This is a genomic window from Kumtagia sp. (genome assembly GCF_059502445.1).
On sequence record NZ_JCACER010000036.1, the window covers coordinates 19,881 to 38,877 of the forward strand.

Sequence of the window (18,997 nt, forward strand, 5' to 3'; positions counted from 1 at the left end):
CGGATGTTGCCGGCCTGCGGTCGGCCCTACCCCTTGCGCGGCAGTTGGGGCACCAGGCTGCGCTTGCCGCCGTCCCTCGTAGGCGGCGAAGACTTCGGCTTCTGCGCGGCCGTCTTCTTGGCCGCGGCCTTCTTGGCGGCGGGTTTGCGGGCCGGCGGCTTGCGGGGCTCCTCCTCCTTCTTCGGCTTGACCGGCACCTCGTCGGCCACCGCATCGAGCTTGAGGCCCTTCTCGCCGTTCTCCTTCTCCTCGACGGTGACGCGCACCGTACCGCCCTTCTTGAGCTTGCCGAACAGCACCTCGTCGGCCAGCGGCTTCTTGATGTGCTCCTGGATGACGCGGGCCAGCGGCCGCGCGCCCATGCGCTCGTCATAGCCCTTGTCGGCCAGCCAGGCGACGGCATCCGGCTGCAGATCGAAGGTGACGCCGCGCTCCGAAAGCTGCGCCTCGAGCTGCATGACGAACTTCTGCACCACCTGGTGGATCACCGGCACCGGCAGCGAGCCGAACGGGATGATCGCGTCGAGGCGGTTGCGGAATTCCGGCGTGAACAGCCGGTTGATCGCCTCCATGTCGTCGCCCTCGCGCTTCGACGAGCCGAAGCCGATCGCCGCCTTGGCCATGTCGGAGGCGCCCGCATTGGTCGTCATGATCAGGATGACGTTGCGGAAGTCGATCTGCTTGCCGTTGTGGTCGGTCAGCTTGCCGTGATCCATGACCTGCAAGAGGATGTTGAACAGGTCCGGATGCGCCTTCTCGATCTCGTCAAGCAGGAGCACGCAGTGCGGATGCTGGTCGACGCCGTCGGTCAGCAGGCCGCCCTGGTCGAAGCCGACATAGCCGGGAGGCGCGCCGATCAGCCGCGACACGGTGTGGCGCTCCATGTATTCCGACATGTCGAAGCGCAGCAGCTCGACGCCGAGCGACGCCGCGAGCTGCTTCGCCACCTCGGTCTTGCCGACACCGGTCGGGCCGGAGAATAGGTAGCTGCCGATCGGCTTCTCCGGCTCGCGCAGGCCGGCGCGCGCCAGCTTGATCGCGGATGCCAGCGCCGAGATCGCCGTGTCCTGGCCGTAGACGACGCGGCGCAGCTCGGCGTCGAGATTGGCCAGCACCTGCTCGTCGTCGGCCGAAACCGTCTTTGGCGGGATGCGCGCCATGGTGGCGATCGTCGCCTCGATCTCCCTGATGGTGATCGTCTTTTTGCGCTTGGCCTCGGGCAAGAGCATCTGCGAGGCGCCGGTCTCGTCGATCACGTCGATCGCCTTGTCCGGCAGCTTGCGGTCGCTGATGTAGCGGGCCGACAGCTCCACCGCCGCCTTGATGGCGTCGTTGGTGAACTTCACCTGGTGGAAGTCCTCGTAGTAGGGCTTGAGGCCCTTCATGATCTCGATCGTATCGGCGATCGTCGGCTCCTTCACGTCGATCTTCTGGAAGCGGCGCACCAGCGCCCGGTCCTTCTCGAAGAACTGGCGGAATTCCTTGTAGGTGGTCGAGCCGATGCAGCGGATCGCCCCCGACGACAGCGCCGGCTTCAGCAGGTTCGACGCGTCCATCGCGCCGCCCGAGGTCGCGCCGGCGCCGATCACCGTGTGGATCTCGTCGATGAACAGAATGGCGCCCGGATACTCCTCGAGCTCCTTCACCACCTGCTTCAGCCGCTCCTCGAAGTCGCCTCGATAGCGCGTGCCGGCGAGCAGCGTGCCCATGTCGAGCGCGAAGATGGTGGCGCCGGCCAGCACCTTCGGCACGTCGCCCTCGACGATGCGCTTGGCCAGCCCCTCGGCGATCGCCGTCTTGCCGACGCCGGGGTCGCCGACATAGAGCGGGTTGTTCTTGGAGCGCCGGCACAGAATCTGGATCGTCCGGTTGATCTCGTCGGCGCGGCCGATCAGCGGGTCGATCTTGCCGGCGCGCGCCTTCTTGTTGAGATCGACGCAATAGGCCGACAGCGCGTCCTGCTGCTTCTTCTTCGACGGGGTCTCGTCGGCGTCGCCGCCTTGCCCGCCATTGCCCTGCTCCTCCTCGACGCCGCGCGGGGCGCGGCTCTCGCCGGCGCCAGGGCGCTTGGCGATGCCGTGGCTGATGTAGTTGACCGCGTCGTAGCGGGTCATCTGCTGTTCCTGCAGGAAATAGGCGGCGTGGCTCTCGCGCTCGGCGAAGATGGCGACGAGCACGTTGGCGCCCGACACCTCGTCGCGGCCGGACGACTGCACATGGATGACGGCGCGCTGGATGACGCGCTGGAAGCCGGCGGTCGGCTTCGAATCCTCGTCGTAGCCGGTGACCAGGTTGTCGAGTTCGGTGTCGATGTAGTTGAGCACGGTGCGGCGCAACTCGTCGAGATCGACATTGCAGGCGCGCATGACGGCACCGGCCTCGGCATCGTCGATCAGCGCCAGCAGCAGGTGCTCGAGCGTCGCGTATTCATGGTGCCGCTCATTGGCGAAAGTGAGCGCCTGGTGAAGGGCCTTTTCGAGTCCTGGTGAGAAAGCCGGCATTCAAGACCTCACTTCTTCTCCATCACGCATTGCAGCGGATGCTGGTTCTGGCGGGCGAAATCCATGACCTGAGCCACTTTGGTCTCGGCCACCTCGAAAGTATAGACCCCGCATTCGCCGACGCCGTGATTGTGGACATGCAGCATGATGCGGGTCGCCGTCTCGCGATCCTTCTGGAAGAAACGCTCCAGGATATGGATCACGAACTCCATCGGCGTGTAGTCGTCGTTCAGGATCAGCACCCTGTAGAGACTGGGTTTCTTGGTCTTGGGCTTGGTGCGCGTGATCACCGCCGTGCCCCGGCCGGGTCCTCGCCCGTCCTGGTCGCCGCCTTGCATCCTAGCCGCTTGCCACACCGTGGCTTCCCCGCCTTGTCTCACGGATCCTTTCCTTTCGCGAACCTCCGGCCCGCCCGTCTCATGTAGGTCTCCGATCACCGATTTTAAGCCCTTCTATTGGGGTGACAATATGGTCGCGATCACGACCGCATTGCACGGCGGCAACCGGTGTCCGCAAGGCCCGACAACGCAAAAAAATCCGGCCGCGAGCGACCGGATTGCCGACATGGGAGGGTGACGAGGCTCGGATGGGGCGTCACTTCGCCCGCGAGACGAGCGATTCGAACGGCTTGTAGGCCTCCTTGGCGAGATCGGCGTAGAGACCGCCCAGCTTGCCGGATTCGGCGACGAAGCCCTCATAGGTCTTCTTGGCGTAGTCGGCCTGGACATCGAACGCAGTCTCGACCGAGCCGGCCGAGAACAGCTTCTCGATCGCCGCGGCGCCGGCCTCGTAGGACCTCTTCGTGTAGTCGGTCGTCTCGGCGACGATCGCCTGCGCGGCCTTGGAGACGGAGGCTACGCTCTTCAGGCTGCTGTCGACGAACTCCTTGCCGAACGCGCCGGTGTCTTCGAACATCGTGGTCATGGCTGTCCCTTCGGATGGATGGCGTGCGTTGCAAAATAGATATTGTGCACCGCAAAATTGTCAAGGAGCCCTTGTCCGCCAAGGCCCCGCGCGAATTCGACGCAAATTTTAGAACCTAAAGCCCGAACGAATTTATGAACGCGCTGGTTACCATAAACGGATTGGTAACGCCCGCCGCCTACTCTGCCCGTTCGAGGCAGGAACCTTTGCCGCCTCCCGGTGCAACAAGAATTCAAAGGATGTAACAGTGCGTCAGGCGACGGCGGTCCGCTTTTTCCAGTTTTCCATATCCCCCAAAGCGATCGCGGCCTGTTTTCTCGCCCTGATCATCAGCGTCGGCGCCGCGTCGGCGTCCGATTCGCGCTATGCCGCCGTCGTCGTCGACGCCAATACCGGCAAGACGTTGTTCTCGGCCAATGCCGGGGCGCGCCGCTATCCGGCGTCGCTGACCAAGATGATGACGCTCTATCTCACCTTCGAGGCGCTGAAGGCCGGCAAGATCAAGAAGACGACGCCGGTCCGCTTCTCCAATGAGGCGGCCGCGCAGCCGCCGACCAAGCTCGGCGTGCGCGCCGGCGGCTCGGTGTCGGTCGAGACCGCCATCTACGCGCTGATCACCCGCTCCGCCAACGACGCGGCGCTGGCCCTTGCCGAAATGCTGGGCGGCTCGGAAGCCGGTTTCGCCAAGATGATGACCGCCAAGGCCCGTGCGCTCGGCATGGACAGCACCGTGTTCCGCAACCCGCACGGCCTGCCCAACACCGCGCAGTTCACCACCGCGCGGGACATGGCTACCCTGGGCATCGCGCTGCGCGAGCATTTCCCGCAGTACTACCCCTATTTCTCGGTGCGCTCCTTCCAGTACGGCAAGCAGCGCATCGCCAACCACAACCGCCTGCTCGGCAAGGTCGAAGGCGTCGACGGCATCAAGACAGGCTACACTCGCGCATCCGGCTTCAACCTGGTCTCCTCCGTCACCGACGGCGACCGGCGCGTCGTCGCGGTTGTGATGGGCGGCCAGAGCGGCGCCAGCCGCGACCGCCACATGGCGGAGCTGATCGAGAAGTACCTGCCCAGGGCGAGCGGCCGCCGCGGCGGCCCGCTGGTGGCCAAGGCCGCCGGCTCCTCGTTCTCGGCGATCGCCGAGGCGATTCTGCCCAAGCGCAAGGCGCCGACCCCGCAGGCCCGTCCGGACATCGACTCGGTGGCGGAGATCGCCGAAGCCGCGGACGAGACAATCGAGACGACGGCCGTCGTCGAGCAGGCCTATGCGGCGCCGGCGCCCCGCCCGCGCGCCGACATCGACGCTATGCAGACGGCCTCCGTCGAGCCGGAGGGCTGGGTCATTCAGGTGGCCTCCTCGCCGAGCAAGGTGGAAGCGACCGCCATGCTCGAAACGACGGCGCGCAAGGCTCCGTCCGTGCTCGCCTCGACGTCCGGCTACACCGTTCCCTTCTACAAGGACGGCGTCACCTACCACCGCGTCCGCTTCGCCGGCTTCGACACCAAGGCGGCCGCCTGGAAGGCCTGCGGGCAGCTCAAGAAGCAGAACATCGGCTGCTACGCCGTCCAGAACTGAGAACACGTATTTCCGAAGTTGTAGTTCGTATCGGGAGAGTTAGTGGTGATTGGCGAGAAGGACATCCTTGGCTTCGTTGATCCGCGCCGCGAGGAACGACGTCCCGCCGAGGTCGGGGTGCAGGCGCTGCATCAGGCGGCGATGCGCCTTGCGGATATCCGCCGGGGAGGCCCCCGCTTCAAGACCAAGGATCTTGTAGGCCTCCTGCTTAGTCATGGCGCCCGCACGTGGCGCAGCTCGCTCCCCGTCGCCGTCGTCCGCCTTCGCGTTTTCGCGCCAGATGGGAAAGCGGCCGTCAAGATACGTCTCCAGTAGCTGGCGGCTCTCCGGATCGTCGGCGAGGTCGTCCCGCAGATCCCGGAGCTCGCGCAGCGTCATGCTGCTCAGCATGCGCTGCTCGTGACGGCCGGCAAGCACCAGACCGTCGAGCGCCCCGCTGTCGTGGTCCAGTTCCATTTCGAGCGCGGCGGTGCGGACGTTGGAGCGTTTGCCGGGGCTTTTCGGCTTTCGCCCGGCCTGCACCCGCGCCGCGCCGTACCATGCCAGAGCCGCCGAGATCAGAAAGCCGCCGATCCCCGACCGCCCGACCAGCAGCAGCACCAGGCCGAAGACCCCGAGCACGATCGGACCGGCGGTGCGCAGCGTGCGCGCCAGCTTGGCGGCGTCCGATTTCAGGAAGCCGGTCACGGCGGCCAGGGCGACCAGCAGGACCAGCAGGCCGCCGATCACATAGCTCATCCTTCACCCCGCATGTGTTCGATCAGCAATCTGTCCTCCGGCCGGTTGCGCGCCTCCAGCGCCTTCAACCCGCCGGTCGCGAATACAGCCACCGAGGACAGCAGCTTTGCAAGCGTCGCGGCAGCGGTCCGGTCGAAGCGGAACCAGGCGCCCTTCGACAGCCGGGCCATTTCCTTGAACGCCTTTTCGGCGGCGGGATCGCGCCCCTCCTGGAACACGAAGACCGGCACGCCGAGCAGGCCGAGCCGCCCGGCCTGCTCGGCGAGCCCGTCGATCTCCTCCTCCATCGCGTCGCCGATATAGACCAGCGCATCCACCTTGCGGCGCGCCGTCTCCTTGAGGGCGTGGGCGAGGATCTTGCCGATCTGGGTGTGGCCGGCGCGGCAGTCGATCCTGGTCATGAGATCCTTGAGCGATCCGGTGTCGCGCACGAAGCGCGAGGCGCGGCATTCGCCGAAACCGCGGAAATAGGCGAGCTGGACCTCGAGCCCGCCGCTGTTGCCGACGGCGTCGAACATCTCGCCCTGCAGCCGGCAGGCCATGTCCCAAGTCGGCTGCCGGCTCATCGTGGCGTCGAGCGCCAGCACCAGCCGCCCGCCGGCATCCGTCTTGGCCTGCGCCATCGACCGCGCCAGCCGCACGAAATCGTCGATCTCGCGCGAACCGGAGCGGTCGAGCGATCTGTCCGAGCGGACCGGTGTGCCGTTTTTACCCATCACCCCTAAAAAATGTGTCGAGCCGGCGTGGCTTGCAAGCCCGATAACGTCGGCCGGCACCATGCGGAACGGCAATGCGATGCCGGCGCCCCGGCGGTGCGTTGACAGGCTCCGCCGCCGGAGCGTAAACCACGGGCGACGGTTCCCTTCCCGGCAATGGGAAGGGCTAAGAGGGAATGCGGTCAGGCCGTCCGGCCGAATCCGCAGCTGTCCCCGCAACTGTAGGCGGCAAGCCCGCGCCGAAAGCCACTGGAGCGATCCGGGAAGGCGGCTGAGGGCGACAACCCGCGAGCCAGGAGACCTGCCGTCGGAATCGCAATCCCACTGTCCGGCGGGTGACCCGGACGAGGAGCCGTATGACGTGACCATCGGACCGTTTCTGTCGCAGGACGCCGCCACGCCGGTCGAGGGCGTGACGCTCGTCGTCTGCTCGTCCTGCCGCGACGCCACCGGCTCGGACGCCCGGCCCCGCGCCGGCGAGTTGCTCGGCAACCAGGTCCGCGAAACGGCGCGAGGCACCGGCGTAGCCGTGCGCCAGGCCGAATGCCTCGGCAACTGCAAGCGCCGCCTCAGCGCCGCGCTGCTGCGCGACGGCTGCTGGAGCTACGTGTTCGGCGACCTGACGGAGGACGACGCGCCCGACCTCGTCGCCGGCGCCCTGCTCTTCGCGACGTCGACCGACGGCCTGCTGCCCTGGCGCGGCCGCCCCGATTGCCTCAAGCGCGGGCTGGTCGCCCGCATCCCGCCCCTTGCCATCCTCGAGGACCCTTCATGACCGCTTCGCTCAACCGCGTCCCCTGCACCGTCGTCACCGGCTTCCTCGGCGCCGGCAAGACGACGATGATCCGCCACATCCTGGAAAACGCCGGCGGACGGCGACTGGCGCTGATCGTCAACGAGTTCGGCGACGTCGGCATCGACGGCGAGATTTTGAAGGGCTGCGGCGTCGAGGCCTGCCCGGAGGAAAACATCATCGAGTTGGCGAACGGTTGCCTGTGCTGCACCGTGGCCGACGATTTCGTGCCGGCGCTCGACCGGATTCTGGCGATGGAACCGAAGGTCGACCACATCATCATCGAGACCTCCGGCCTGGCCTTGCCGAAGCCGCTGGTGCAGGCCTTCCAATGGCCAAGCGTCAAGAGCCGCGTGACCGTCGACGGCGTCGTCGCCGTGGTCGACGGCCCGGCGCTCGCCGCCGGCAAGGTCGCCTCCGACATGGACGCGCTCGCCGCGCAGCGCGCCGCCGACGGGACGCTCGACCACGACGACCCGGTCGAGGAGGTGTTCGAGGACCAGGTCGCCTGCGCCGACCTCGTCATCCTGTCGAAGAGCGATCTCATGAACGCCGAAGCGACCGCCGCCGCCCGCAACCTGATCGACGCGCATCTTTCGCGTGCCGTGAAGGTCGTGCCGACGGCCGAGGGCCGTGTCGATCCGTCCGTGCTGCTCGGCCTTGGCCTGGCCGTCGAGGACGACATCGAGAATCGAAAAACCCATCACGACGACGAGCTCGACCACGAGCACGACGATTTCGATTCCTTCATCGTCGAGCTGCCGGGGGTGACCGACCCGGACGATCTCGCCGGGCGCATCGCCGCCGCCGCCGAGAGCGAGAACGTGCTGCGCTTGAAGGGTTTCGTCGCCGTCGACGGCAAGCCGCTCAGGCTGCTCGTCCAGGCGGTCGGCCCGCGCGTCAACCACTATTACGATCGCGCCTGGACCGCCGCCGACGACCGCCGCTCGCGCCTGGTGGTGATCGGGTTGAAGGGGCTGGACCGGAATGCGGTTGAGAAGATTCTGGCGGGCTGACGGAATGCCGCGTTCCTTCGCACCCCCCTCTGTCCTGAGCTTGTCGAATGGGCCGGACATGTCCGGTCCATTCGACAAGCTCAGGACAGAGGGGGGTGTGGAGGAGTACGGACCGCCGCTGTGGCAAACGGCCGGCTTGGTCTAGGACTGCGCCATGCACATCCTGCCCACGACATCCGCATCGCTCGACGACCTGATCGAGCCGGTCGACCTGGCGCAACAGCCGGCGGACATCGTGGCGCTGTCCTTCACCGACAGCGACCTGGCTGCCATCGCGGCGGCGTGGAAGCGCGACGAGGCCGCCCTGCCCTCGATGCGGCTCGCAGCACTCCGCGACCTTCGCCACCCCATGTCGGTCGATCTCTGGCTGGACAAGGTCGCGGCGCACGCCAAAGTGATTCTGATACGCATCCTCGGCGGCTACGACTGGTGGCGCTACGGCTGCGACCAGGTCGCCGCGCTGGCGCGGGCCAAAAATGTCCGACTCGCGCTGCTGCCCGGCGAATGCCGGGAACAGGACGAGCGGCTGGTCGAGTGTTCCACCCTGCCACGCGGGGAACTCGACGCGCTGCTCGCCTTCTTCCGCGAAGGCGGACCGGACAATATGGACGCGCTCGTGCGGCGGCTCGCGGCGCTGGCGCGCGGCGATGGCGCGGCGGATGCGGCGGTGGCGGTGCCGAAGGCGGGATTTTACGGGCGCGGCGTCCTCTCCCCCCTTGCTGGGGAGATGGCCGCGCAGCGGCCAGAGGGGGTCGATCCAGGCAGCGCTCGACATGAAGGCCGCGCTCGGCCTCGGGGAACGCCGAGCACTGCCGAAATTACCCCACCCGGCCGGCCCTTCGACAAGCTCAGGACCGCCCACCCTCCCCTCGAGGCGGAGGGAAACGCACCGCCCGTCCTCGTTCTCTTCTATCGCTCCATGCTGCTCGCCGACGACGTCGCACCGATCGACGTGCTGTCCACGGCGCTGGAAACCAGGGGTATCGCGCCGATCCCCATCTTCGTCGCCAGCCTGAAGGACCGCGAATCGATCGCGTTCGTCGAGGCCGCGATCCGCGACCTCGCGCCGGCGGCGATCGTCACCGCCACCGCCTTCGCGACCGGCGCCGAGCCCGGCGCCGACACGCTGTTCGACCGCGCCGGCGTGCCGGTCTTCCAGGTGATCGTCGCCACCACCCGGCGCGAGGCCTGGGCGGAGAATGCGCGCGGCCTGGCGCCGGCCGACCTCGCTATGCATGTGGTGATGCCGGAGCTCGACGGCCGCGTGCTCGCCGGCGCGCTGTCCTTCAAGGCTGCGAGCATCGTCGACCCATCGCTCCGCTTCACGGCGCAAGCCAACACACCTGAGCCCGACCGCGTCGAGCAGGTGGCGGGACGCATCGCTGCCTTCCTGCGGCTCGCCGCAACCCCGCGCGAAAGACGCCGGCTGGCGATCCTCATTCCCGACTATCCCTCGGCGCCGGGACGCACCGGCTATGCCGTCGGCCTGGACGTTCCCGCCAGCGTGCTCGCCATGCTGCACGATCTGAAGGACGCCGGATATTGCGTTGATTCGATTCCGCAATCACCACGCGCATTGCTCGACCTGCTGGAGCGCGGTGGGCAGAGCCTGACGCTCGATGACTATCGGCGCTTGGCTATCGACCTGCCGGCTGACGCCATGGCCGCGCTCGAGGCAGCGTGGGGGGACGCGGGCGATGATTGCGATAATCCGCGTTCCTTCGCACCCCCCTCTGTCCTGAGCTTGTCGAATGGGCCGGACATCTCCCCCACAAGGGGGGAGATTGGCAGCGTCGGCGACGCCGCTCTTTCTGCAACGCCGGCGATTTGCGAAACCAATGCGGCCGGCTCAATCTCCCCCCTTGTGGGGGAGATGTCCGGCCCATTCGACAAGCTCAGGACAGAGGGGGGTGCAAAGGAGCGCAGCGCATCCATTTCCACATCAAAGAAACCAAACCGCCACTTCCCCTTCCGCGCCGCCGCCTTCGGCAACGTCACCGTGGCGCTCGCGCCGGACCGCGGCCGCTCCGCCGACCGCCGCGCCGACTATCACGACGCTACGCTGCCGCCGCGCCATGCGCTGGTCGCCTTCGGCCTATGGCTGCGCGAAAGCCTCGGCTGCCATGCACTCGTCCATGTCGGTGCCCACGGCACGCTGGAATGGCTGCCCGGCAAGGTCGTCGCCCTGAGCAAAAACTGCTTTCCTGAAATCGTCACGGGGCCCCTGCCCGTCGTCTATCCCTTCATCGTCAGCAATCCCGGCGAGGCAGCGCAGGCCAAGCGCCGCATCGCGGCCGTCACCCTCGGCCATCTGCCGCCGCCGATGGCCGCCGCCGGCCATGACGGAGAGCGCCAGAAGCTGGAGCGGCTGGTCGACGAATACGCGCAGGCCGACGGCCTCGACCGCCGCCGCCGCGACCGGCTGGCCAAGCTGATCGTCGAGACCGCCGCCAGGACCGGGCTGGCCGGCGAAGCCGGCGTGGCCAAGACCGACGCGCCGGACGAGGCGCTGCGCCGCATCGACGCCTGGCTCTGCGACCTCAAGGATTTTGCCGTCAAGGACGGCCTGCACGTCTACGGCCGCGCCGCGCCCGACGAGGCCGAGCCGCTGCGCACCGCCAGCGCCGAGGCGGAGCGCAAAAACCTGCTCGCCGCGCTCGACGGCCGCCATGTCCGCGCCGGGCCGGCCGGCGCCCCGGCGCGCGGCCGCACCGACGTGCTGCCGACCGGCCGCAACCTGTTCACCGCCGATCCGCGCACCATGCCGACGCCGACCGCCTTCGACCTCGGCAAGGCGGCGGCCGACGACATGCTGCGCCGCTACCTGCAGGACCACGGCGACTGGCCGCGCTCGCTGGTCATCGACCTGTGGGGCAGCGCCTCCTTGCGCACCGGCGGCGAGGAGATCGCGCAAGGCCTGGCGCTGATGGGCTGCCGCCCACAATGGGACGCCGCCACCGGCCGCGTCACCGGCATCGAGGTGCTGCCGCTGGCGACGATCGGCCGGCCGCGCGTCGACGTCACCTGGCGCATATCCGGCCTGTTCCGCGACATGTTCCCGACGCAGATCGCGCTGATGGACGCCGCCGCGCGCGCCGTCGCCGCCTGTGCCGAGGAAATCGCCGACAATCCGCTCGCCGCCACCGCGCGCGCCGAAGGCAAGCCTCCCGCGCGCATCTTCGGCTCCTCGCCCGGCACCTACGGCGCCGGCATCGAAGACCTGCTGGCGCGTGGCGACTGGACAGCGCGCGAAGAGATCGGCAAGGCCTATCTGGCAGCCGCCTCGCACGCCTATGGCGGCGCCGACGGCGTCGGCGAGGTGGCGCCCGGCGCCTTCGCCGGCCGCATCGCGGCGGCCGACCTGCTGGTGCACACCGGCGACGATCCGACCCGCGACATCCTCGAAGGCTCCGCCGACGTCGCCTTCATCGGCGGCTTTTCGGCAGCGCTTGCCGCACTCGGCAGAAATGCCGACGTGATCGTGCTCGATACCACCGACCCGGCACGGCCGAAACCGCGCTCGGTGACGGAGGCGGTGACCCGCGTGGTGCGGGCGCGCGCCACCAACCCGATCTTCATCCAAGGCCAGATGCGCCACGGCCCGCGCGGCGCATCAGAGTTCGCAGAGACGGTCGACCGGCTGGTCGGCTTCGCCGAGACCACCAATGCCATCCCCAGCGCGCTGATCGGCGCGGTGCACGACGCCTATCTCGGCGACGAACGGGTGCGCGCCTTCCTGCTACGCGAGAATCCGGCGGCGGCGCGGGCGATCGCCGAGCGTTTTGCCGCCGCGCGGCGGCGCGGCCTGTGGCACCCGCTGCGCAACTCGGTCGACGACGATCTCGCCGCGCTCATCGCCGAGGCCTCGGCCCAGGAGACGGCGGCATGAGCGCGGCCCTCAGGCGCGGCGCCTGCCCGGCCCTGTCGGCGCCGATGCCCACCGGCGATGGGCTGCTGATCCGGCTCTCGCCCGTTTCCGGAGGACTTTCGCCGAAGTCGCTGATCGGACTCTGCGAATCGGCCGCGCGCCACGGCAATGGGGTGGTCGAGGTGACGGCGCGCGGCAGCCTTCAGTTCCGCGGCTTCTCTGCGTCGTCCGCCGAGCGCTTCGCCGCCGACGTCGATGCGCTCGGCATGGCGGTACGCACCGGCGTGCCGGTCGAGGTGAGCCCGCTGGCGGGGACGGATCCGGCCGAGATCGCCGATCCGGTGCCGATAGCGGAGCGCATCCGCCAAGCGGTTGCCGCAGCCGGACTGGAGCGGCGGCTGGGGCCAAAGGTGTCAGTCGTGGTCGACGGCCGCGGCGCTGTCACCCTGGATTCGATCTCCGCCGATGTGCGGCTGACGGCGGAGAAATCACAAGGCGGTCCGATCTGGCGAGTGGCGATTGCGGGAGACTTAGAAACGGCCAAGCAATTCGGCTGCTATGACGACAACGGCGCGATTCGGGCCGTGCTTTCCGTTCTTAAAAGAATTGCGGAGCGAGGCCGGGATGCGAGAGCGAGAGACGCTGCTGCCAGCGGGACTTTGAACTGGCTGCGTCCCTCCGCACCCCCCTCTGTCCTGAGCTTGTCGAATGGGCCGGACATCTCCCCCGCAAGGGGGGAGATTGGCAGTTCTATTGCCGCCGCTCCTCCTGCAACGCGGGTGATTGGCGAAATCGCAGAGGCCGGCGCGATCTCCCCCCTTGCAGGGGAGATGTCCGGCCCATTCGACAAGCTCAGGACAGAGGGGGGTGCGAAGGAGCGCGGCTCCAGCAATGCGAAGGGCACGCTCCGTTCAGGCTGCGATCTCTTTCGTCTGAACGACGGACGCAACGCCTTCCCCGTCACCCTGCCCTTCGGCCATATCGACGCCGCCCGCCTCATCGACCTCGCCCGCCACGCGGAGGCGTTGGGTATCGCCGACATCCGCCCAGCCCCGGCACGCACCCTGCTGCCGATCTGCCCTTCGCCCGACTCCGCGGACGCCTTGCGCGCCGCAGCGGCAAGGCTCGGCTTCGTCACCGACCCCGCCGATCCGCGTTCACGAATCGCCGCCTGCCCGGGCGCGCCGGCCTGCGCCTCCGGAAAAATCCCGGCTCGGGAGATCGCCGAGCTCGCGGGCGCACTCGCCGACCTTACCGACTCGGATCTTTCCATCCACATCTCCGGCTGCGAAAAGGGCTGCGCCCGGCAGGCGGCGGCCGACATCGTCATCATCGGCGGCGAAAACGGCGCCGGACTTGTCGTGCAGGGAACACCTAAGGCGACGCCCCTGGCCTACAGGTCGGCGGACGGCCTGCCGCGGGCGATCGCGGCGGTGGCAAGGATTCTGACAAATCTCGGGGCCGAGCGCGCCGGTGGCGCGAAGCCGGTTCCGGAAACTATACGCAGCGGCCGGCGCCCGGGCGATTCGGACATTGCAGCGCTGACGCAGGACGACAAGGCCAGGCTCGCCGCGGCATTCGAACAGGGAAGACCATGACGGTTTACGACTACATCCGCGACGGCGACGCCATCTACCGGCGCTCCTTCGCCATCATCCGCGAGGAAGCCGATCTCTCGCGCTTCTCCGAGGCCGAGGCCGATGTGGCGATCCGCATGATCCATGCCTGCGGCCAGGTGGAGGCGGCGGAGCATTTCGTCTTCTCTGAGAATTTCGTGGAGGCAGCGCGAACGGCGCTGGCCGGCGGCGCGCCGATCTTCTGCGACGCCCAGATGGTGGCGCACGGCGTCACACGCGCCCGGCTGCCGGCCGGCAACGAGGTGGTCTGCACGCTGCGCGACCCGCGCACGGCAACGATCGCCGCCGAGATCGGCAATACACGCTCGGCCGCGGCGATAAGGCTGTGGGGCGAGCGCATGGCCGGCTCGGTCGTGGCGATCGGCAATGCGCCAACCGCCCTTTTCTATCTGCTCGAACTGCTGCGCGACGGCGCGCCGAAACCAGCGGCGATCCTCGGCATGCCGGTCGGCTTCGTCGGCGCTGCCGAATCCAAGGATGGTCTTGCCGAAAATTCCTTTGGCGTGCCCTTCGCCATCGTACGCGGACGGCTCGGCGGCAGCGCCATGACGGCGGCCTGCCTCAACGCGCTGGCGAGGACGGGCCTGTGACCGCGCAGTCGAAAGGACGCCTGATCGGCGTCGGCACCGGGCCGGGCGACCCCGAGCTGCTGACGCTCAAGGCGGTGCGCGCGCTCGCAGAGGCGGACGTGCTGGCGCATTTCGCCAAGCGCGGCGGCAACGGCAACGCCCGCGCCATCGTCGAGGGTCGGCTGAAGCCCGGCGTCGTCGAGCTGCCCCTGCATTATCCGGTCACCACCGAGATCGCCAAAAGCCACGACGACTACAAGGCGCATATCCTCGCCTTCTACGAGGAGTCTGCCGCAATTGTCGCGCGCCACCTCGACGCCGGCCGCACCGTGGCGGTGCTCTCCGAGGGCGACCCGCTGTTCTACGGCTCCTACATGCACCTGCATGTGCGCCTGGCGCACCTCTATCCTACCGAGGTCGTCCCGGGCGTCACGGCCATGTCCGGCTGCTGGTCGGCCACCGGCCAGCCCATCGTCCAGGGCGACGACGTGCTCACCGTGCTGCCCGGCACTATGAGCGAGTTCGACCTGGCGCGCCGTCTGGCCGACACCGACGCCGCGGTGATCATGAAGGTCGGCCGCAACCTGCCGAAGATCCGCCGGGCGCTGGAAGCGACCGGCAGGCTGGAGCGCGCCTTTTATGTCGAGCGCGGCACGATGGCCAACGGGGCGACGATGCGGCTGGCCGACAAGGCCGACGACGCCGCGCCGTATTTCTCGATCGTGCTGGTTCCCGGCTGGCTCGGCCGCCCCGGCAGCGTCACGGCATCCGGAGTTGTGCTGTGAGCGGCCGCCTGTTCGTCGTCGGCCTCGGTCCCGGGAGCCCGGATCAGGTCACGCCGGAAGCGCGGGCGGCGGTGGCCGAAGCCAAATTCTTCTACGGCTACAAGCCCTACCTCGACCGTCTTGACCTAAGTCCCGAGCAGGTGCGGGTAGCCTCCGACAACCGCGAGGAGTTGTCGCGGGCGCAGGCCGCTCTGTCGAAGGCGGCGGCGGGCGAAACGGTCGCGGTGGTGTCGGGCGGTGACCCCGGCGTGTTCGCCATGGCCGCCGCCGTCTGCGAGGCGATCGAGGCCGGCCCGGCCGCATGGCGCAACCTCGACATCGAAATCGTCCCCGGCGTCACCGCGATGCTGGCGGTCGCGGCCCGCGCCGGCGCGCCGCTCGGCCATGATTTCTGCGCCATCTCGCTTTCCGACAACCTGAAGCCATGGGACGTGATCGAGCGCCGGCTGACGGCGGCGGCGGCGGCCGGCTTCGTGATCGCGCTCTACAACCCCATCAGCAAGGCGCGGCCGTGGCAGCTCGGCCGGGCTTTCGAATGCCTGCGCGCCGTGCTGCCGGCCGAGACGCCGGTGATCTTCGGCCGCGCCGCCGGCAGGACCGACGAGCGCATCGACACGGTGCCGCTGGCACAAGCCGATGCGGAACGCGCCGACATGGCGACCTGCATCATCATCGGCTCGGCCGAGACCCGCCTGATCGCGCGCGGCGAAAGGCCGCCGCTGATCTACACGCCGCGATCGTTCGTCCCGGCAAGCCAATGATCGATCGCCAGAGCCGCCTCCGCGACGGTCTCCACCGTCCTCACCGGTGGAAGCGCCGGCCGGCGCAAGAGAAGAACCTCGATGCCGAGGGCGCGGGCGGCGGCGATCTTGCCATAGGTGGCCATTCCGCCGCTGTTCTTGGCGACGATCGCCTCGACGCCGTTTTCTTCCAGCAGCCTGCGCTCGTCGGCTTCCGCGAACGGTCCCCGCGCCAGCAGATAGGTGGCATCCGGCACCTGCAGCGGCGGCTCGACCGGATCGACGCTGCGGATGAGGTAGGAGTGCTGCGGGGCGGCCTTGAAAGGCCCGATCTCCTGCCGGCCGAGCGCCAGAAACACTTTTCGCGGCACCGCGCCGAGCGCCGAAACCGCATGGGCGGCATCGTCGACGATGGTCCAGCGGTCACCGACGACAGCCTGCCAGGGGGTTCGACGCAGGGCCAGCATGCCGCTGCCCGTGGACGAAGCCGCCCGCGCCGCATTGGCCGAGATGCGCGCGGCATAGGGATGCGTCGCGTCGACCAGCAGATCGATGCGCTCCTCGCGCAGATAGGCGGCAAGACCTTCGGCGCCGCCGAATCCGCCGCTGCGCACCGGCACGGGATGGGCGAGCGGATTGACCGTGCGGCCGGCGAGCGACAGGGTTGCGGCAAGGCCGCTGCGGCCGGCAAGCCGCTCCGCCAGTTGCCGGGCTTCGGTGGTTCCGCCGAGGATGAGGATGCGATGGGTCATGGTGGCTGCTGAAGCGAAGGACGTCGCCGCGCCATGGCTCACGATCGTCGGCGTCGGCGAAGATGGTCTAGACGGTCTGGGTGCCGAGGCCAAGCGGCGGATCACCGAAGCCGAAATCGTGTTCGGCGGCAGGCGGCATCTGGCGCTGGTGGCCGCCGCCATCTCAGGCGAGGCGCGGCCCTGGCCCTCGCCCTTCGACGCGGAGATGCGCGCCGTGACTGCTTTGCGCGGCAAGAGAGTGTGCGTGCTCGCTTCGGGAGACCCGTTCTGCCATGGCGCCGGCACCACGCTGGCACGGCATGTCGGGCCGACAGAGATGCGGACGATACCCGCGCCTTCCGCCTTCTCGCTGACAGCGAGCCGGCTCGGCTGGGCACTGCCCGAGGTGGAGACGGTCTCGCTGCACGGCAAGCCGATCGACCTGATCCGCCCGCTGCTGCATCCCGGCACGCGCATCATCGCGCTGACTTCGGATGCGGACGGGCCCGGTGCGGTGGCAAGGCTTCTGGCGGAAACGGGTTTCGGCGCCTCACGGCTCACCGTTCTGGAGGCGCTGGGCGGCCCGAACGAGCGCATACGCACAGCGCAGGCTGCCGGCTTCGCGATGGAAGACATCAATCCGCTCAACGTCTTGGCGATCGCGGTTGATTCAAATCCTGAAGCAAGGATCCTGCCGCTCACGCCCGGCATGGCCGACGGTCTGTTCGAGCATGACGGGCAGATCAGCAAGCGCGAGATCCGCGCGCTCACGCTATCCGCACTGGCGCCGCGCCGCCGCGAGCTGTTGTGGGACATCGGCGCCGGCTCCGGCTCGGTGTCCATAGAATGGATGCTGCGCCATCCCTCGCTGCGCGCGATCGCCATCGAGGCCTCGCCGGAACGGGCCGGGCGAATCGCCCGCAACGCCGAAACCTGCGGCGTGCCGGGGCTGGAGATCGTCACCGGAACGGCGCCGGCCGCGCTCGCCGGATTGCCGGCACCCGACGCGGTCTTCGTGGGTGGTGGTGGCAGCGAGGCCGGTGTCATGGACGCCGCGATCGACGCGCTTAAATCCGGCGGCCGGTTGGTCGCCAATGCGGTGACGCTCGAAATGGAGGCGGTGCTGATCGCCTGCCAGGCCGAACGCGGTGGCGACCTGACCCGCATCGGGCTTTCGCGCGCCGCTCCGGTCGGCACCATGCAGGCCTGGCGGCCCGCCCTGCCGGTGACTCAATGGGCGTGGCAGAAGCCATGATCGTCGCGGGCATAGGCAGCGCCAGTGGCGTGACGGCGGCGGAGGTGCTCGCTGCCGTCGACGCCGCCTGCGCCGCCCATGCCGTCGAACCGTCGGACCTGGAAGCCTTGGCCGTGCCGGAACTGAAGACCGATGAGCCGGGCATTCATGCGGCGGCGCAGATATTGGGAAAGATCGTGGTGGTGATCGGCCGGGCCGAGCTGGAAGCCGCAGGCGCCGGCTCGCTGACGCACTCGGCGCGGTCCCTTGAGGCGACCGGCGCGCCGTCGGCGTCGGAGGCGACAGCGCTCGCGGCCATCGGCGCCGGCGCAAAACTGCTCGGGCCGCGTGTCGCGGCCGGTAGGGTGACCTGCGCGCTGGCATATGACGGAGTTCTGCCATGACTGTGCATTTCATCGGCGCCGGGCCGGGCGCGGCCGACCTGATCACGGTGCGCGGACGCGATCTCATCGCGCGCTGCCCTGTCTGTCTGTTTGCGGGCTCGATCGTCGCGAAAGAACTGCTCGACTGGTGCCCGCCCGGCGCAAGACTGGTCGACACAGCGCCGCTGTCGTTGGACGAGATCGAGCGGGAGTTTATCTCCGCCCACCAGACCGGGCAGGACGTGGCGCGGCTGCATTCCGGCGATCTGTCGGTGTGGAGCGCCGTCGCCGAACAGGTGCGACGGCTGGAGAAACACGGCATCTCCTATACGCTGACGCCCGGCGTGCCGGCCTTCGCCGCAGCGGCCGCGAGCCTCGGGCGCGAGCTGACCATCCCCGAAGTGGCGCAGAGCCTGGTGCTGACGCGCGTCTCCGGCCGTGCATCGCCGATGCCGGAAAGGGAGACGCTGGCCGCCTTCGGCGCCACCGGCGCGACGCTCGCCATTCACCTCGCCATCCACGCCATCGACCGCATCGTCGCGGAACTGTCGCCGCTCTACGGCACCGATTGCCCGGTCGCCATCGTCTTCCACGCCTCTCGCGCCGACGAGCGCATCGTCAGGGGCACGCTCGGCACCATCGCCGGAAAGCTGGCGGCGCAGCCGATCGAGCGCACGGCGGTGATCTTCGTCGGCCGCTCGCTCGGCGCCGACGATTTTCGCGAGAGCTCGCTCTACGATCCGGCCTATCAGCGGCGTTTTCGGGGGCGGAAGTGAGGCGACC

The 18,997-nt window shown here is 68.6% G+C and carries 17 protein-coding genes and 1 riboswitch; of the genes, 11 read left to right on the forward strand and 6 right to left on the reverse strand.

Annotated elements, in window-relative coordinates; translation table 11 throughout:
* Nucleotides 1–26: 26 nt before the first annotated feature.
* The 3 genes from clpA to AC5JDC_RS13555 all read right to left on the reverse strand — a co-directional run bounded on the left by clpA (nt 27) and on the right by AC5JDC_RS13555 (nt 3,425).
* Nucleotides 27–2,501, reverse strand: coding sequence for an ATP-dependent Clp protease ATP-binding subunit ClpA (gene clpA / locus AC5JDC_RS13545; protein WP_495841805.1), 2,475 nt, complete (start codon nt 2,499–2,501; stop codon nt 27–29).
* An 8-nt stretch (nt 2,502–2,509) separates the two neighbouring features.
* Nucleotides 2,510–2,839 (reverse strand): ATP-dependent Clp protease adapter ClpS, encoded by a 330-nt coding sequence (gene clpS / locus AC5JDC_RS13550; protein ID WP_106774462.1) that lies wholly within the window; start codon nt 2,837–2,839, stop codon nt 2,510–2,512.
* A 256-nt stretch (nt 2,840–3,095) separates the two neighbouring features.
* On the reverse strand, nt 3,096–3,425 hold the full coding sequence (locus AC5JDC_RS13555) for a phasin family protein (RefSeq protein WP_495841807.1): 330 nt from the start codon (nt 3,423–3,425) through the stop codon (nt 3,096–3,098).
* A gap of 247 nt (nt 3,426–3,672) precedes the next feature.
* On the opposite strand from AC5JDC_RS13555, the gene AC5JDC_RS13560 reads away from it, so the two are divergent.
* A complete protein-coding gene (locus tag AC5JDC_RS13560) occupies nt 3,673–5,004 on the forward strand; it encodes a serine hydrolase (RefSeq protein ID WP_495841809.1) in 1,332 nt (443 codons plus the stop codon).
* A 39-nt stretch (nt 5,005–5,043) separates the two neighbouring features.
* Here AC5JDC_RS13560 and AC5JDC_RS13565 read toward each other — a convergent pair whose 3' ends face one another.
* Both AC5JDC_RS13565 and AC5JDC_RS13570 read right to left on the reverse strand, forming a co-directional pair.
* Nucleotides 5,044–5,742 (reverse strand): DnaJ domain-containing protein, encoded by a 699-nt coding sequence (locus AC5JDC_RS13565; protein WP_106774459.1) that lies wholly within the window; start codon nt 5,740–5,742, stop codon nt 5,044–5,046.
* Nucleotides 5,739–6,458, reverse strand: coding sequence for a VWA domain-containing protein (locus AC5JDC_RS13570; RefSeq protein ID WP_495841811.1), 720 nt, complete (start codon nt 6,456–6,458; stop codon nt 5,739–5,741). Before AC5JDC_RS13570 ends, AC5JDC_RS13565 begins: the two co-directional genes overlap by 4 nt.
* Before the next feature lie 122 nt (nt 6,459–6,580).
* Nucleotides 6,581–6,781, forward strand: a riboswitch (cobalamin riboswitch).
* A 38-nt stretch (nt 6,782–6,819) separates the two neighbouring features.
* On the opposite strand from AC5JDC_RS13570, the gene AC5JDC_RS13575 reads away from it, so the two are divergent.
* From AC5JDC_RS13575 to AC5JDC_RS13605, 7 genes are all read left to right on the forward strand, one after another.
* Nucleotides 6,820–7,233 carry a DUF1636 family protein gene (locus AC5JDC_RS13575; RefSeq protein WP_495841813.1) on the forward strand — a complete coding sequence of 138 codons (414 nt, stop codon included), beginning with the start codon at nt 6,820–6,822 and terminating at the stop codon, nt 7,231–7,233.
* Entirely contained in the window at nt 7,230–8,267 is a 1,038-nt protein-coding gene (cobW, locus tag AC5JDC_RS13580; protein WP_495841815.1) for a cobalamin biosynthesis protein CobW, read from the forward strand. The genes AC5JDC_RS13575 and cobW overlap by 4 nt, the downstream gene beginning before the upstream one ends.
* Nucleotides 8,268–8,421: 154 nt before the next feature.
* A complete protein-coding gene (locus AC5JDC_RS13585) occupies nt 8,422–12,156 on the forward strand; it encodes a cobaltochelatase subunit CobN (protein ID WP_495841817.1) in 3,735 nt (1,244 codons plus the stop codon).
* A complete protein-coding gene (gene cobG / locus AC5JDC_RS13590; protein WP_495841819.1) occupies nt 12,153–13,733 on the forward strand; it encodes a precorrin-3B synthase in 1,581 nt (526 codons plus the stop codon). The genes AC5JDC_RS13585 and cobG overlap by 4 nt, the downstream gene beginning before the upstream one ends.
* Complete coding sequence (locus AC5JDC_RS13595) at nt 13,730–14,362, forward strand: precorrin-8X methylmutase (RefSeq protein WP_495841821.1); 633 nt, start codon at nt 13,730–13,732, stop codon at nt 14,360–14,362. The genes cobG and AC5JDC_RS13595 overlap by 4 nt, the downstream gene beginning before the upstream one ends.
* Complete coding sequence (locus AC5JDC_RS13600) at nt 14,359–15,126, forward strand: precorrin-2 C(20)-methyltransferase (protein WP_495841823.1); 768 nt, start codon at nt 14,359–14,361, stop codon at nt 15,124–15,126. The genes AC5JDC_RS13595 and AC5JDC_RS13600 overlap by 4 nt, the downstream gene beginning before the upstream one ends.
* Nucleotides 15,123–15,887 carry a precorrin-3B C(17)-methyltransferase gene (locus tag AC5JDC_RS13605; protein WP_495841825.1) on the forward strand — a complete coding sequence of 255 codons (765 nt, stop codon included), beginning with the start codon at nt 15,123–15,125 and terminating at the stop codon, nt 15,885–15,887. The genes AC5JDC_RS13600 and AC5JDC_RS13605 overlap by 4 nt, the downstream gene beginning before the upstream one ends.
* Here AC5JDC_RS13605 and AC5JDC_RS13610 read toward each other — a convergent pair.
* Nucleotides 15,851–16,618 (reverse strand): cobalt-precorrin-6A reductase, encoded by a 768-nt coding sequence (locus AC5JDC_RS13610; RefSeq protein ID WP_495841827.1) that lies wholly within the window; start codon nt 16,616–16,618, stop codon nt 15,851–15,853. The two genes, AC5JDC_RS13605 and AC5JDC_RS13610, sit on opposite strands and share 37 nt — an antisense overlap.
* On the opposite strand from AC5JDC_RS13610, the gene cbiE reads away from it, so the two are divergent.
* The 3 genes from cbiE to cobM are packed head-to-tail and all read left to right on the forward strand — an operon-like array spanning nt 16,617 to nt 18,990.
* A complete protein-coding gene (cbiE, locus tag AC5JDC_RS13615; RefSeq protein WP_495841829.1) occupies nt 16,617–17,852 on the forward strand; it encodes a precorrin-6y C5,15-methyltransferase (decarboxylating) subunit CbiE in 1,236 nt (411 codons plus the stop codon). The genes AC5JDC_RS13610 and cbiE overlap by 2 nt on opposite strands.
* On the forward strand, nt 17,831–18,235 hold the full coding sequence (locus AC5JDC_RS13620) for a cobalamin biosynthesis protein (RefSeq protein ID WP_495841831.1): 405 nt from the start codon (nt 17,831–17,833) through the stop codon (nt 18,233–18,235). Before cbiE ends, AC5JDC_RS13620 begins: the two co-directional genes overlap by 22 nt.
* A complete protein-coding gene (cobM, locus tag AC5JDC_RS13625; protein ID WP_495841833.1) occupies nt 18,232–18,990 on the forward strand; it encodes a precorrin-4 C(11)-methyltransferase in 759 nt (252 codons plus the stop codon). Before AC5JDC_RS13620 ends, cobM begins: the two co-directional genes overlap by 4 nt.
* Nucleotides 18,991–18,997: the final 7 nt, after the last annotated feature.

What these genes read in the sequence shown, in the direction of transcription:
- clpA (WP_495841805.1), bottom strand. Translation starts at nt 2,501, where the DNA reads ATGCCGGCTTTCTCACCAGGACTCGAAAAGGCCCTTCACCAGGCGCTC.
- clpS (WP_106774462.1), bottom strand. Translation starts at nt 2,839, where the DNA reads ATGCAAGGCGGCGACCAGGACGGGCGAGGACCCGGCCGGGGCACGGCG.
- AC5JDC_RS13555 (WP_495841807.1), bottom strand. Translation starts at nt 3,425, where the DNA reads ATGACCACGATGTTCGAAGACACCGGCGCGTTCGGCAAGGAGTTCGTC.
- AC5JDC_RS13565 (WP_106774459.1), bottom strand. Translation starts at nt 5,742, where the DNA reads ATGAGCTATGTGATCGGCGGCCTGCTGGTCCTGCTGGTCGCCCTGGCC.
- AC5JDC_RS13570 (WP_495841811.1), bottom strand. Translation starts at nt 6,458, where the DNA reads ATGGGTAAAAACGGCACACCGGTCCGCTCGGACAGATCGCTCGACCGC.
- cobW (WP_495841815.1), top strand. Translation starts at nt 7,230, where the DNA reads ATGACCGCTTCGCTCAACCGCGTCCCCTGCACCGTCGTCACCGGCTTC.
- AC5JDC_RS13585 (WP_495841817.1), top strand. Translation starts at nt 8,422, where the DNA reads ATGCACATCCTGCCCACGACATCCGCATCGCTCGACGACCTGATCGAG.
- cobG (WP_495841819.1), top strand. Translation starts at nt 12,153, where the DNA reads ATGAGCGCGGCCCTCAGGCGCGGCGCCTGCCCGGCCCTGTCGGCGCCG.
- AC5JDC_RS13595 (WP_495841821.1), top strand. Translation starts at nt 13,730, where the DNA reads ATGACGGTTTACGACTACATCCGCGACGGCGACGCCATCTACCGGCGC.
- cbiE (WP_495841829.1), top strand. Translation starts at nt 16,617, where the DNA reads ATGGTGGCTGCTGAAGCGAAGGACGTCGCCGCGCCATGGCTCACGATC.
- AC5JDC_RS13610 (WP_495841827.1), bottom strand. Translation starts at nt 16,618, where the DNA reads ATGACCCATCGCATCCTCATCCTCGGCGGAACCACCGAAGCCCGGCAA.
- AC5JDC_RS13620 (WP_495841831.1), top strand. Translation starts at nt 17,831, where the DNA reads ATGGGCGTGGCAGAAGCCATGATCGTCGCGGGCATAGGCAGCGCCAGT.
- cobM (WP_495841833.1), top strand. Translation starts at nt 18,232, where the DNA reads ATGACTGTGCATTTCATCGGCGCCGGGCCGGGCGCGGCCGACCTGATC.